The sequence below is a fragment of the Acinetobacter sp. F-1 genome, from assembly GCF_022869025.1.
In the GTDB taxonomy this organism is placed as follows: domain Bacteria; phylum Pseudomonadota; class Gammaproteobacteria; order Pseudomonadales; family Moraxellaceae; genus Acinetobacter; species Acinetobacter pseudolwoffii.
In genome coordinates this window covers 23,038-36,899 of sequence record NZ_JAJKFX010000013.1, presented here as the reverse complement: position 1 = coordinate 36,899, position 13,862 = coordinate 23,038, and the positions used below count along the sequence as shown (strand labels likewise).

11 protein-coding genes are annotated in these 13,862 nt (G+C 46.4%); 7 read left to right on the top strand and 4 right to left on the bottom strand.

The annotated features are described in order from the left end of the window. Nucleotides 1-44 precede the first annotated feature (44 nt). Complete coding sequence (locus LOZ91_RS11855) at nucleotides 45-542, bottom strand: thioesterase family protein (RefSeq protein WP_180000918.1); 498 nt, start codon at nucleotides 540-542, stop codon at nucleotides 45-47. Between the two features lie 105 nt (nucleotides 543-647). Here LOZ91_RS11855 and hemB point away from each other — a divergent pair, with 105 nt between their 5' ends. Together hemB and thiO are read left to right on the top strand one after the other, a co-directional pair. After that, a complete protein-coding gene (hemB, locus tag LOZ91_RS11850) occupies nucleotides 648-1,661 on the top strand; it encodes a porphobilinogen synthase (protein WP_005172298.1) in 1,014 nt (337 codons plus the stop codon). 15 nt (nucleotides 1,662-1,676) lie between these two features. Further along, nucleotides 1,677-2,804 (top strand): glycine oxidase ThiO, encoded by a 1,128-nt coding sequence (gene thiO / locus LOZ91_RS11845; RefSeq protein ID WP_244783252.1) that lies wholly within the window; start codon nucleotides 1,677-1,679, stop codon nucleotides 2,802-2,804. Here the strand turns inward: thiO and LOZ91_RS11840 are convergent. Continuing rightward, a complete protein-coding gene (locus LOZ91_RS11840; RefSeq protein ID WP_100357319.1) occupies nucleotides 2,793-3,698 on the bottom strand; it encodes a TIGR01777 family oxidoreductase in 906 nt (301 codons plus the stop codon). The two genes, thiO and LOZ91_RS11840, sit on opposite strands and share 12 nt — an antisense overlap. A gap of 152 nt (nucleotides 3,699-3,850) precedes the next feature. Then, on the bottom strand, nucleotides 3,851-4,312 hold the full coding sequence (locus LOZ91_RS11835; RefSeq protein ID WP_100357320.1) for an ABZJ_00895 family protein: 462 nt from the start codon (nucleotides 4,310-4,312) through the stop codon (nucleotides 3,851-3,853). A gap of 468 nt (nucleotides 4,313-4,780) precedes the next feature. Between LOZ91_RS11835 and LOZ91_RS11830 the strand changes: the two genes are divergently transcribed. From LOZ91_RS11830 to LOZ91_RS11820, 3 genes are read left to right on the top strand one after another with little or no spacing between them, the layout of a single operon-like run. Further along, complete coding sequence (locus LOZ91_RS11830) at nucleotides 4,781-6,034, top strand: exonuclease SbcCD subunit D C-terminal domain-containing protein (protein ID WP_244783251.1); 1,254 nt, start codon at nucleotides 4,781-4,783, stop codon at nucleotides 6,032-6,034. Between the two features lie 8 nt (nucleotides 6,035-6,042). After that, nucleotides 6,043-9,654, top strand: coding sequence for an SbcC/MukB-like Walker B domain-containing protein (locus LOZ91_RS11825; RefSeq protein ID WP_244783250.1), 3,612 nt, complete (start codon nucleotides 6,043-6,045; stop codon nucleotides 9,652-9,654). 5 nt (nucleotides 9,655-9,659) lie between these two features. Continuing rightward, nucleotides 9,660-10,763, top strand: coding sequence for an acyltransferase family protein (locus LOZ91_RS11820; RefSeq protein WP_244783270.1), 1,104 nt, complete (start codon nucleotides 9,660-9,662; stop codon nucleotides 10,761-10,763). A 33-nt stretch (nucleotides 10,764-10,796) separates the two neighbouring features. Here the strand turns inward: LOZ91_RS11820 and LOZ91_RS11815 are convergent, their stop codons facing one another. Next, nucleotides 10,797-11,483, bottom strand: a complete 687-nt coding sequence (locus tag LOZ91_RS11815) for a YggS family pyridoxal phosphate-dependent enzyme (RefSeq protein ID WP_074384176.1) — start codon at nucleotides 11,481-11,483, stop codon at nucleotides 10,797-10,799. A gap of 123 nt (nucleotides 11,484-11,606) precedes the next feature. On the opposite strand from LOZ91_RS11815, the gene LOZ91_RS11810 reads away from it, so the two are divergent. Further along, complete coding sequence (locus LOZ91_RS11810) at nucleotides 11,607-12,644, top strand: type IV pilus twitching motility protein PilT (RefSeq protein WP_244783249.1); 1,038 nt, start codon at nucleotides 11,607-11,609, stop codon at nucleotides 12,642-12,644. A gap of 30 nt (nucleotides 12,645-12,674) precedes the next feature. After that, nucleotides 12,675-13,796 (top strand): PilT/PilU family type 4a pilus ATPase, encoded by a 1,122-nt coding sequence (locus LOZ91_RS11805; RefSeq protein WP_005096052.1) that lies wholly within the window; start codon nucleotides 12,675-12,677, stop codon nucleotides 13,794-13,796. The last annotated feature ends 66 nt before the right edge of the window (nucleotides 13,797-13,862 follow it).

The following is a 13,862-nucleotide window of genomic DNA, read 5'->3' as shown; positions in this document are numbered from 1 at the left end:
AAAAGCACTGTTCAACAGTGCTTTTTATTTTCTATCTCTTACCCTCAATAAGCATAAGATGCAATCGCTGTAGCAATTGGCTTATCTTCATCATTGACCATGGTCATACGCATGGTGCAGCCCTTACGCCCCAAACGTAAGGTTTCTGCCCGCGCGATAAAATATTTACCACGCCCGGGCGCCAGATAATCCACCCGCATATCCACTGTCGCCAAACGCGACACTTTTTTAATGGTATCTGCAATCGTTTCAGGTTCAGCTTTTTTATATAGCTCCCCCATCGCTACAATTCCACCGACACTATCGAGTACCGTGGCCGCAAGACCGCCATGCAAAATTTGAAACGCGACATTCCCAACCATAAAATCCTGCATTTCGACATAGGCTTCGATCTGGCCTTCCACCACCCGCATGCTCATGCCATTATGCTTAAAAAAAGGAGAGCTATTAAAAGCATGTACCAACTGATTTAAGACCACATCAATATCCACCTTTGCCCCCAAGTGTATATTACCTGTCCAGCTTTTCTCTGTCTTAGTCATCACTCTGCTCAAATCCACCGCAATAAAAAACCGCTAATTTATGCCCAAAAATTTCAGTTAGGGCTACAATAGGTGCCTAGTTTAATACTGATTGCTGAGATTTTTATGACCTATACGTTCAATCGTCCCGCGTTTCCTGCAACTCGCATGCGTCGTATTCGTAAAAATGAGCATTTACGTTCTATGGTACGTGAAACGCATCTCAGTGCAGATCACCTGATTTATCCAGTATTTGTACTGCCGGGACAAAACCAGAGCCAAGATATTCCCAGTATGCCGAATATCCAACGCCTGTCAGCAGACTTGCTGTTAAAAAAATCAGAGCGTCTGCTGGAACTGGGCGTCAATAAACTGGCACTGTTTCCAGTCACACCACAAGAAGATAAAAGCCTGACCGCCGAAGCGGCTTGGCGCGAAGATGGTCTGGTCCAACGCACTTTGCGTTTATTAAAAAAGGAACTGCCAGAAATGGTGCTGATTACTGATGGTGCACTCGACCCATATACCACGCATGGTCAGGATGGCATTATTGATGAGACCGGTTATGTCTTAAATGATGAAACGGTCGAATGTCTGATTAAACAGGGTCTCAGCCATGCCGAAGCAGGCGCAGATGTATTTGCCCCAAGTGACATGATGGATGGCCGGATCGGTGCAATTCGTCAGGCCTTTGAACAAAATGGGCATATTTATACCTCAATCATGGCTTATTCAGCCAAATATGCATCCAGCTTCTATGGCCCATTCCGTGATGCAGTCGGTTCTGCCAGCAATTTAAAAGGCGGCAATAAATACAATTACCAGATGGATGTCGGTAACCGTGCCGAAGCACTGCATGAAATTGCGCTGGATATTCAGGAAGGCGCAGACATGGTGATTGTCAAACCGGGCATGCCTTATCTTGATATCGTCCGCGAAGTCAAAGACACTTTTGGCGTACCAACCTTTGTCTATCAGGTCAGTGGTGAATATGCGATGCTGGCCGCTGCCATTCAAAATGGCTGGTTATCTGACAGCGTGATTATTGAATCGCTGATGAGCTGCCGCCGCGCCGGTGCCGATGGCATCTGGACTTACTTTGCCGAAGAAGCTGCGCTTAAACTGAAAGACATGAAGTAAAAGGATTTCGGCGCAATGCATATCGCCATTATCGGCGCTGGCATCACCGGGTTGATGTCGGCGCTGGAACTGCTTGAACAGGGATGTTCTGTCACGATTTTTGATCAGCAAGTTGCCGGGAAGGCTGCGTCCTGGGCCGGAGGCGGGATTCTTTCTCCGATGTATCCCTGGCGCTACCCCGCTGCAGTCAATACGTTGGCCCGGCATGCCAAACCGCTCTATCAGGACTGGAATCAAAAACTGCAGCCAGTGACCGGTATCGATTTCCAGATTCATGAAAGTGGTATGCTGATTTTTGATGAAGATGATTTTGAGCTTGGCTTGCGCTATGCGGAAAAATATCAGGACCCTCAGCAACAGGCCGAATTGCTTGATCAGACTCAGCTACAACAAATCAATCCCCGAATTGATCAGCGCAAGTTCCAACAGGCGATTTACTTTCCCGAACTGGCCAATATCCGCAACCCTAGGCTATTACAGTCGGTCATCAGCTATTTAAAACAGCATCCGCATGTCACCTGGCAAGAACATTGTAAAATCACTCAGCTCAATATTCAGCAAGGCTGGGTAACGAGTGTGTCTAGTGCAAGTGGTCAACATTTTCAGGCAGATCAGTTTGTAATCGCCACAGGCGCATGGTCTGCAGGCTGGTCAGAACAGCTTGGCTGTGAAATTCCGGTGCAACCGGTGCAAGGACAAATGCTGCTGTTTAAAACCCCAGAAAACTGGCTACCGAGCATGTGCATGAACAAGGTCATGTATCTGATTCCACGGCGCGACGGACATGTTGTATGTGGCTCCAGTATGCGTCAAGTCGGTTTTGACACCTCGCCTTCTGCTGAAATCCGGCAAGATATTCTACAGGCTTGTCTGGGGATGGTACCGGAACTGGCGGATTTTCCGCTGGTCAAGCAATGGGCCGGATTAAGACCCAGCTCACCCGATGGTATTCCCTATATTGGCAAAATCCCCGAATTACAAAATGCCTGGGCCAATTTTGGCCATTTCCGCAATGGCTTATGCATGGCCCCAGCCTCAGGCAAGCTACTTGCTCAATTGATGCTTGAACAAACGCCGACCATTGTAGATCCACAGCCCTATGCTCCGGCCCATCTATTGGAGCCAGGTCGCTTAGTGCTTTAGGATATTATGCAGCGCTTCTTTCAAGGTTGGATAATCAAACTGAAATCCCGCATCCTGTAAAGCTTGAGGCTGTACATACTGACCGTTTAAAACCAGTTGCGATTGTTCTCCCAGCATCATTTTCAGGCTGCATGCTGGCAGTGGCAGTAAAGGTTTGCGTTTCAGTAGCTGTGCAGCAGTCCGGGCAAACTGTGCCTGACTGACTTTTTCCGGAGCAACCACATTAAAAATCTGCCCAGTCGTCGTTTCAAGCATCAAGAATTCAATCGCACGCAATACATCTTCTAAATGCACCCAAGTGACTGGCTGACGCCCATGACCAATCCGCCCGAACAGATTCAGTTTAATCGGCAATAACATCTGCGGCAGAATTCCACCACCTTTGCCGAAGACCACAGCAAAGCGAACAATTTTGGTGTCCTGACTGCTATAGGACAAAGCCAGTTGTTCCCACTTCGCACAGAGCTCAGACATAAAAATATCTTGTGGCGGGCTTTGTTCCGTACAGACCTGCTCCCAACGCTCGCTCGGGTCAATACCATAATAACCAACGGCCGAGGTCGAAATAATCCGTTTCGGTTTGATCTGGTATTTTTCTAAATAGTCAAATAACTGTTTGGTGGTGTCTAAACGGCTATCCAGCAATTTCTTTTTACGCGCTGCTGTCCAGCGTCCCTGACCGATGCTTTCGCCAGCCAGATTAATCACATAATCAATCTGAGGCTGTTTTAATTCATCCAGCTGGTTAATCCAGTGAAAATCTGGATGAGGTTCAGATTGATTCTTGCGGCGGGTCAGCCCAATCACCCGATAATCACGTTCTAATAAAAAACGCACCAGATGACTGCCAATAAAACCACTCGCTCCGGTCACCAGCACTACAGGTTTATCCATAAGTCATTCTTAGCCCTGTTATTTTTTCTATTTAAATTATACGCAACTTATTCTGGGGTTTTTCAATCAATGCCCTCTTTGTCGTGGTGAATTTGTATCCTGCCTGATGCGATCAATCTATCAAGATCAATCGTCATAAAGCCACCTACCTATCAGGCCTGCGGCGAATTGCCAAACATTTGATCTGCCATACGCTGTGCCTGCTTGCCATAGAACCAGTAAGTCAATAGATACAACGGAATCGCGATCAGCAAGAACATGATCAGCACAATACTTATAAATTGTGGCTGCTGTAGATATAGCAAAAAGTCCTGCCAGGCATTTGGATTAGAGCGCGTGGCAATGAGAATACCAAGTAACAGAAATAGCAGGTTATAGCCCCAATAAATCAGGCTAAACCCCAAGGTGAATTTTTTACGTTCCGACTGCGTTGGGGCACGTTTTTGCTGTTTTAAAAACTTAAATAAGATCCAGATCATGGCCACCAGATAAGGAACAATCGTCAGTACGGCGCCCATCCCCGTTGGCATCAGGGCTGCCAGCACCCCGCAAATGCAGGTAAAAATAAAGCAGATAATAAAAAACCAGATAAAATAACGGGTTAAAGGCAACATAAGAATCACTCAGTGACATTCATCAAGCTAGTATAAAAAAAAACAGGTTTTTTTTCATTTTATTGTCAACCATCGGCCAGAAGGTGACGTTATATAGGGTACAAGGTACAAAAATTTGGACTGGCATCCACGAATTTTTGCTGACCTTAGAGCTAAAGCAATAAGTCCAGTGTACAGGGAAATTTTGAATAGCAGCCAAAATCTTCATGTAACACAAATTTGACCGACGATTTCACATCACTCGAATCGTCGGTTTTTATTTTTTAAAATTCCGATTTTTCAGCCTGATGAATTGCATGACTGTTCAAGACTGGGTGATTTAGACACCACCATCCTGCTATTTCACCTACTGATTAAAATAAATTCAGCCTGACATCAGCAACAATTCGCTGAAATATCTTTTTTAAGTAGATTTTCCCCTCAGCTTTTTCCTATAGTAGCAAGGCAGACATTTCAGGGTTCATCTACATGGCAGTTCATTTTCTTCACACTTCCGATTGGCATCTGGGGCAATTTTTCCATAACCATGACCGTGAATTTGAACATGCCCAGTTTTTGACTTGGTTGCTCGATCAAATTAAAACAAAACAGCCGCATGCTTTGTTGATTGCCGGTGATATTTTTGATGTGATCAATCCAGCCTCAAGTGCGCAAAAGCAACTGTATCAGTTTCTGGCCGATGCACATGATCTGGCGCCGCATATGCAGACTTTGATGATTGCCGGTAATCATGATTCCGGTTACCGGATTGAGCAGGTTGAACCTTTTCTGTCTAAATTCAATGCCAAAGCTGTGGGAATTGTAGGCCGAACCGCAGAAAACACCCTGAATCTGGATCGCTTGCTGATTCCGATTTATGATCAGGATAAAAATATCATCGCCTGGTGTCTGACCCTGCCCTATTTACGCAGTGCCGAAATTACCGGGCTGAATGAGCATACCAGCAATAGCCAGAATGCGATTAGCTATCTGCATCAACAACTGATTGCCGAAGCCAAGGCCCGTAAACAGCCACATCAAGCCCTGATTCTAATGTCGCATGCACATATGCAAGGTGGCGAAACTTCCGACTCGGAACGGCCAATTATTGTCGGTAATGAAGAAGCGCTCTCGACGGCGCTGTTTGATGAAGTGATTGATTATGTGGCACTCGGTCATCTGCATAAACCACAAAAAGTTGGTCAGCCACATATCCGTTATAGTGGCTCACCGATTCCGCTGTCATTTAGTGAAATCAACTATCAACATCAGGTGGTCGAGGTCAGGATTGATCCTGAGCAAAGCAACGAACAGCGCTTTCAATACGATGTTTTAAAAGTGCCACGCACCGTCGAGCTGTGCCGGATTCGGGAAGAACTGGAAGATTTAATTGCTAAACTTCAGGCCTTGCCTGCCGGAGAAATCGAACAACTGTCGGCACGACATTTTCTGGAAATAGAATACACCACCGATGCCCCGCCACCAGTCGATTTACGCCAGCAAATTGAACTGGCTTTACCCGCCAACCGTTACCGCTTGCTGCGCATCAGCCGGATTTATCAGCAACAGGCCGAACATACGCAAGGAGATTCGAAAATTGATCTGGCACCACCGACGCCGGAATCGCTGTTTTTGAATATCTGGAAAAAAATGGGCTATGAACATGATCATTCTGTACAACAGGATTTTCAGCAACTTCTGGTTGAAGCCCAGCACGAACTTGCTCAGAAACAACAAGCCTAGGATCGGCCATGAAAATTTTACGTTTGAGTCTCAACAACCTGGCCTCCCTCACTGGCACCCATCATATTGATTTTGAATCCAGCCCTTTAACACATGCCGGCCTGATTGCAATCACTGGAAAAACCGGAGCCGGTAAATCGACCCTGCTCGATGCCATGTGTCTGGCGCTCTATAACGAAATTCCACGTCTAAAAGGTGCGACCGGCAGCCTGAAAGATGCCGGTGGTCAGGATGTTTCGATTAAAGACTCCAAGAATATTCTACGCCGTGGCTGCGTGCATGGTTTTGCCGAGCTGGAGTTTATTGCCCTGGATAGCAAACGCTATACAGCACGCTGGGAGATTCGCCGGGCACGTCAGAAAGTCGATGGCAATCTAAAAGTAGATCGTTTTATCAAGTGCATCGATGATGATACGACGCTAACGCAAAAAATATCTGAAGTTACCCCCTTAATTGAAAAACTGCTGGGCCTGAGCTTTGAACAGTTTACCCGCGCGGTACTGCTGGCGCAGTCGGAAGTTGGCGCATTTTTAAAAGCCAAAGATCATGAACGTGCAGACTTGCTGGAATATCTGACCAATTCGCAGATTTTCAGTGAGGTCAGTAAAAAAGCAGCGGAAAAGCATAGTCAGGTTCGACAAAAGCGCCATGAACTGGAAAACTGGCTCGGTCATCTGGAATTATTATCCGAAGACGATATTACTCAGCTTCAACAGCAACATACTGCCTTCAACCAGATACTTGAGCATTTTAACCAGAGTGAAAAATTACTAGAAAATGACCTGAAATGGTATCGGCAGAAACATGCTTTATATACTGAAATTCAGGCCAAAAAAGAAATTTACGATGTACAGCTGGATGCCGATCAGAAGCTGACCGCACAAAAGCAGTTGCTGGTTCATTTGGATGAGTTTCAGGGCATTCGAGAACAGTTTATCCAGCAGAATCAAATGCTCACGCAGCAAAAACAGCTTGCGATACAACAACAATCATTCGAACAGCAGCTACAACAGGTGCAACAGCAACGTGATGCTGAATTTGCGCAACTTGCTCAGATCCAGCAACAGCAACAAGCCCATGTTCAACATATGCATGCCATGCAGCCGCATCTGGAACAAGGTCTAAAACTGGATCATGAGATGCATCTGGTCGGCAATGACTATAAGAAAAAATCAGCAGATTTATTGGACTATGCACAGCAGTATATCCAACCCTTGCAACAACAGATTGAATCATCGAAACAGCAACTCGCATCTGCTGCCGAGCAGCAACAGCAACGCCTGACGCAACTTGAACAGCAGGCTGATCTTGCCGTGTTTGATCTGGAACCACAAAGTACACTGCAACGACTGCAAGACTATCAAAAGCTGTATCAACAGATGCAGCAACAGGCGCCGGCAGTACTCTCTCAATCGCGTACTGAACTGGAACATTCCCGGCAGCAGCTGGCTCAACAAATCGAAAGTTTGCAGCAACAATTTGGCAATCAAGCCCAATTGGAACAACAGCTTCAGCAGCAGCAGACTGTACAGCAACAGAGCTCGACCCGGCTGCTTAAACTGGAAGGCTTGATCCAGCACGTGGCACGTCTAGCGGAACAGGAAGCCGAACAACAGCAACTCAAACAAGACGTAGCGTATGCACAGACAGAATTAACCCAGCTTGAACATACGGAAATTCAACTGCAGCAAACAGTCAGCAACACCGAACAGGAATTTGAACAACTACAAAATATGCTGCAGCAACAGCGCCTACTGCAAACCCAAAGCGTGCAGGAACTGCGCGCGCAGCTCAAACCTGATGAAGCCTGTATGGTCTGTGGCAGCCAACAGCATCCGTTTGTCCAACATCAAGCATTATTAGACACAGCGCTAAACCAGCTGCAAGATCAACAGCTGCAACAGGCACAACAACAACTGAATCAGCTTAAAGATGATTTAAAAGCAACCCAGATTCAACAATCCAAAATCAAGATGCTCCTTGAGCAAAAACAACAGCGTTTAATCCACATTGAACGGATACTGAATGAACAGCACCAGACATTACAACAAAACTTAAAAGAGTTAGGACTTGAGCCAGCCAATCCTGATCATTCAGCCCAGTTGCTCCATCCCCTGCAAACACAGCTTGGCCAGTGGCAACAGCAACACACTCAGGCAAACGAACAGTTCAAAATCCTGCAACAGACTTGGCAAAACTGGCGACAACAGCAACAGCAACTCGACAGCTTGCAACTGAGTCTGCAAAAAATGCTGCAACTGGATCAACTGATTGAGCCAGTTCTTACAGTACTGCCCGAAGCACAGCAGCTCGCTTGGCACAAGAATGCGCCTGCTGCCTGTACCCAGCTGCAACAACATTTGCAGCAGCGATTACATCTTGTCAATCAAGTCAAAACTGCGGAACAGGAGCTACAAGGTTTCAAGCAGCAACTGAATCAGGCTCAACAGCAACTTCAGCTACATGAGCAGCGGCATACGCAAATACAGGCCGAGACCCATTATTTGCTTGAACAAGGCAAAGACTTACGTCAGCAACTCAATCAGCTGACCGAACAACATGCCGGTCAGACCTATAAGCTGGCAGCAGAATGGCGACTGCAACTGGATACCCAGTTAAAAGCGCTTGATAGCCAGCTTCAAGCACAACGCCAGGTATATGAACAGCATGAGCAAGCTTTGCATCAGGCTTTACTTAAACAACAGGCTTTGCTGACCCAAATGCAACAGCTAACTCAACAGCAGGCACAATCTGATCAGGCCATCCGTACATGGCAAAATCTGCATCGACATTTTAATGCGGAACTGATCCAACAATGTCTGACCATTGGTCTGAGTGAACATCAGCAAATCCGACAGCAATTACAGGCACAACATCAAGCACTGGAAAATGCCAAAATTGCCTGGCAAACGCTGGAAGATCAATACCAGAAGCATCTCCAGCAACAGCCTGAACTTGCTTTTGAGGAAGTGGAAGCACATTTAAATAGTTTGGCACAGGAAAAAACCGAGCAACAAAACAGCTTCAATGAGATTGATACCAAACTGCGTATGAATGCCAATAATCAAAATACCTATGCCAAATATCAGCAACAGATTGAACAGGTCAAAGCCGAAGAATATCGCTGGGGCCGTATCTACGATTTAATCGGACATAAGGAAGGTACCAAGTTCCAGAAAATTGCTCAGGAACATCATCTGGATATCTTGGTGGAATACGCCAACCAACAACTGCAACCGCTGGCACCGCGCTATCAGTTGCACCGTATTCCAGACAGCCTGAGTCTGGCGATTATTGATCTGGACATGAACAGCGAAGTACGTCCGGTCTTGTCTTTATCTGGCGGAGAAACCTTTCTGGTTTCTCTGGCCTTGGCACTGGCGATTGCTAATATGGCTTCCGGTTCGATGAAACTGGAATCGCTATTTATTGATGAAGGCTTTGGTACTTTAGATCCAGCCTCATTACATATGGTGATGAATGCACTGGATCATTTACAAAGTCAGGGTCGTAAAGTGGTCTTAATCTCGCATGTGCAGGAAATGCATGAACGGATTCCAGTACAGATTCAGGTCAAGCCAGTCGGTGCTGGCGCCAGTACCATTCAGATTATAGGTTGACAATGATGCACCCTGCCCCAGACAGGCTCTCGCCCTATTTCAGCTTACAGCTCGAGAGCCTACGGGGCATCAGTGCCATTGTTGTACTGTTCACGCATTGCTTTCAGGCCTTTATCGCCCCTTTTGACCTCAGCCTGTATTCATGGGTGCGCCTGCTTGGTCAGGCCGCGGTCATGATTTTCTTTGTTCTGAGTGGTTATCTGATTGGCTATTCGATCCAGCACAATATTCATCAGCATGGTCAGTTCAATCTGCGCCGTTATACCCAACAGCGTTATCGCAGGATTTTGCCACCCTTTCTGTTTGCCATGGCTCTGAGCCTGTTGTTGTATCTGTTGGCACCACTACTCTTTGCCACTCAAAGCCATGCCTTTCAAAACAGTTTTGGCATGATGATCCGGACTGACTATGGTCTCGATTCAGGTGATTTTATTGGCGCTCTGCTGTTTTTGAATGGCTTCATCACGCCTACAATTTCAGCCAATGCCCCGCTCTGGAGCCTGAGTTATGAAGTCTGGTTCTATGTCTTGGCCGGATTTCTGCCTTTTTTCAAAGATTCAGAAATAGCCAAAATCGGCTTTTTTAGTGTTTTAATCGTTTTATCCATCCTGAATATTCAGTTTTTTATTTATTTTCTGGTCTGGCTGATGGCCTTTGCCTGTTCATTTCGTCATATCCAGCGACATTTTCTAAACCGGTTACAAGTGCTTAAACTGGGGTTATTTGGCTTGGCATTTCTAATCGCCTGCATTGATGCTTACCAGTTTCATATCGTCGATCAAGCCCGACAATATCGCGCTGCAAATTTTACTCCCTTTAATTTCTGTATCGGTCTGGCATTTAGCTGCTGGCTGGTACAACTCCAGCAGCAGCGCAGTCACTACAATCCGGTCTGGGTACAATCCGCTGATTTTTCCTATACCTTGTATGTAACCCATTTCCCTTTGCTGCTGTTTATTCTGGGCTGTGTTCCGGCAACCTTGGCTTATGGTCTGGGCGGCGCTGTTTTAGCCTTGCTCGGCAGTATGGGCAGCCTGATTGTCTTTGCCTGGCTGATGGCAAAATGGCTGGAGCCACAAAGAAAAAAAGCGTTATCGAATAACGCTTAATCATACTTTTTCAAAATAACCCGACGACGCCTGTTAATCCTTTTGAGGACGTGCACCAAATAATGCCGTGCCGACACGCACCATGCTGGAACCGGCAGCAATTGCAGCCTGCATATCGGCCGACATGCCCATACTCAAGGTATCCCAATCTTCAGGATGCGCATGCTGAGCTTTCACCCTATCAAATAAAGCTTTAGCCTCGATGAAAGCTTGAGGATTGCCCGGCGCTGGAATCACCATCAGGCCACGTAAGCGCACATTTGGCAGTTGGCTGATTTGTCTAACTAAATCAGCAACCTCTTCCGGCTGGCAACCATCTTTCGTATCCTGAGCATCAATATTGACCTGAAGACAGATATTCAGCGCGAGCTGATCTTCTCTACGCTGATTGGATAAACGCTCGGCAATAATCAAACGATCCACCCCATGCACCCAGGCAAAATTTTCTGCCAGATGCTTGGTCTTGTTACGCTGTACATGGCCAATAAAATGCCATTCAATTTCCAAGTCTTTTAGAGCCGTAATTTTCTCTAGCGCTTCCTGCAAATAGTTTTCGCCAAAGGCACGTTGTCCCGCCTGATACATATCAGCCAGTACTGCACTCGGCTGGGTCTTGGAAACGGCCAGCAGTTGCACCGAATCTGGCTCACGACCGGCCTGAGCACAGGCTGTTTCAATTTGCGCTAAAACCTGATTTCGTGACTGTTGCAACATATTCATTGATGGGGTTCTCATTTCATTCATCTTTTTTTCCCTTGCCCATAAACTAAGGGTTGGTTAAGCTGTGGGAAAGCCTTATTATTCTATCAAAATAATTAACATTTTAATGAACTCGGGGACCTTATGGATATCACAGAATTGTTGGCATTTTCTGCTAAAAATGGTGCGTCGGATTTACACTTGTCTGCAGGCTTACCGCCAATGATTCGTGTCGATGGGGAAGTTCGTCGTATCAACCTGCCAGCATTAGAACATAAAGAAGTACATAAACTTGTTTATGACATCATGAACGATAAACAGCGCCGTGATTTTGAAGAAAATCTGGAAACTGACTTTTCTTTTGAAGTACCCGGTGTGGCCCGTTTCCGTGTCAACGCATTTAACCAGAACCGTGGTGCCGGTGCAGTATTCCGTACCATTCCATCCAAAGTTCTGACCCTTGAAGATCTGGGCATGGGACAGATTTTTAAAGACATCTGTGAATATCCGCGTGGTCTGGTACTGGTCACAGGGCCAACCGGGTCGGGTAAATCAACCACCTTGGCGGCGATGCTGGATTATATTAACGACAACCGTTATGACCATATTCTGACCGTCGAAGATCCAATCGAATTTGTGCATCAATCCAAGAAATGCCTGATCAACCAGCGTGAAGTGCATCGTGATACGCATGGCTTTAATGAAGCCCTGCGTTCGGCACTGCGTGAAGACCCTGATATTATTCTGGTCGGTGAGATGCGTGACCTTGAAACCATCCGTCTGGCCTTAACTGCGGCAGAAACTGGTCACCTGGTGTTTGGCACCCTGCATACCACCTCTGCGGCCAAAACCATTGACCGTGTGATTGACGTATTCCCTGCCGAAGAAAAAGATATGGTTCGTGCCATGTTATCGGAATCATTGCAGGCTGTGGTTTCACAGGCCCTATTAAAGAAAAATGGCGGCGGACGTGTTGCAGCGTATGAAATCATGATTGGTATTCCTGCAATCCGTAACCTGATTCGTGAAAATAAAGTCGCACAAATGTATTCTGCGATTCAGACCGGTGCCAACTATGGCATGACCACACTGGATCAGACCCTGAAAACCCTGGTATCTAAAGGTCTCATCAGCCCGCAAGTGGCACGTACTGCAGCCAAACAGCCAGAAGCATTCTTATAAGAAAAATTAATTGTATTGGGGTTTTTATACATGGATTTTAACGGCTTACTCGATTATATGGTGGAGAAAAAAGCATCGGATCTGTTCATTACAGCCGATGTCGAACCTTCAATCAAAATTAATGGGCAGATTTTACCGATTGGTTCGATAAAATTACCCGGCGCGGCAGTGGGGCAACTGCTTCACTCCATCATGAGCGACAAGCAGCGTAAAGAATTTGCAGACACGCGTGAATGTAACTTTGCCATCAGTACACCGGATAAAAGTGCCCGCTTCCGTGTCAGTGCCTTTCAGCAGCGTGATCAGCCGGGTATGGTTTTGCGTCGGATTGAAACCGTGATTCCGACCATGGATGAACTCAAATTACCGCCGATTCTAAAAGAACTGGCGATGACCAAACGCGGCATCATTATTTTTGTCGGGGCAACCGGTACCGGTAAATCAACTTCGCTGGCCTCGCTGGTCGGTTATCGCAATGAAAATTCCAAAGGTCATATCATTACCATTGAAGATCCGATTGAATTCATTCACCAGCATAAAGGCTGTATCATCACCCAGCGTGAAGTCGGGATTGATACCGATTCCTTTGAAATTGCCCTGAAAAACACCTTACGTCAGGCGCCGGACGTGATTCTGATTGGTGAGATTCGTTCGCGTGAAACCATGGATTATGCGATTGCCTTTGCCGAAACTGGTCATCTGGTCTTTGCGACCCTGCATGCCAACAACGCCAACCAGGCCATTGACCGGATCATTCATTTCTTTGAAGCAGACCGGCATAACCAGCTGTTCATGGACTTGTCACTGAACATGAAAGCCATTGTGGCACAGCAACTGATCCCAACCATCGATGGCAATGGTCGTCGTGCCGCGATTGAGATTCTGATTAACTCCCCCCTGATTGCTGACCTGATCCGTAAAGGTGATGTGCATGAGATCAAGGACCTGATGAAGCGTTCCCGTGAACTGGGCATGCAAACCTTCGACCAGGCACTGTATGACCTGTATAAGGCCAAGCAGATCAGCTATAAAGATGCGCTGAAACATGCGGATTCACCCAATGACTTACGTCTGCAAATCAAACTGGCAGAAGAAGGCGGCAGTCATTTATTACGTGCACATTCCAATATCACCTTTGATGGCCAGTCCTGATCAGATTGAACACATAAAAAAAACAGGCTTCAATCGAAGCCTGTTTTTTTTGTTTCAACCGGAGCG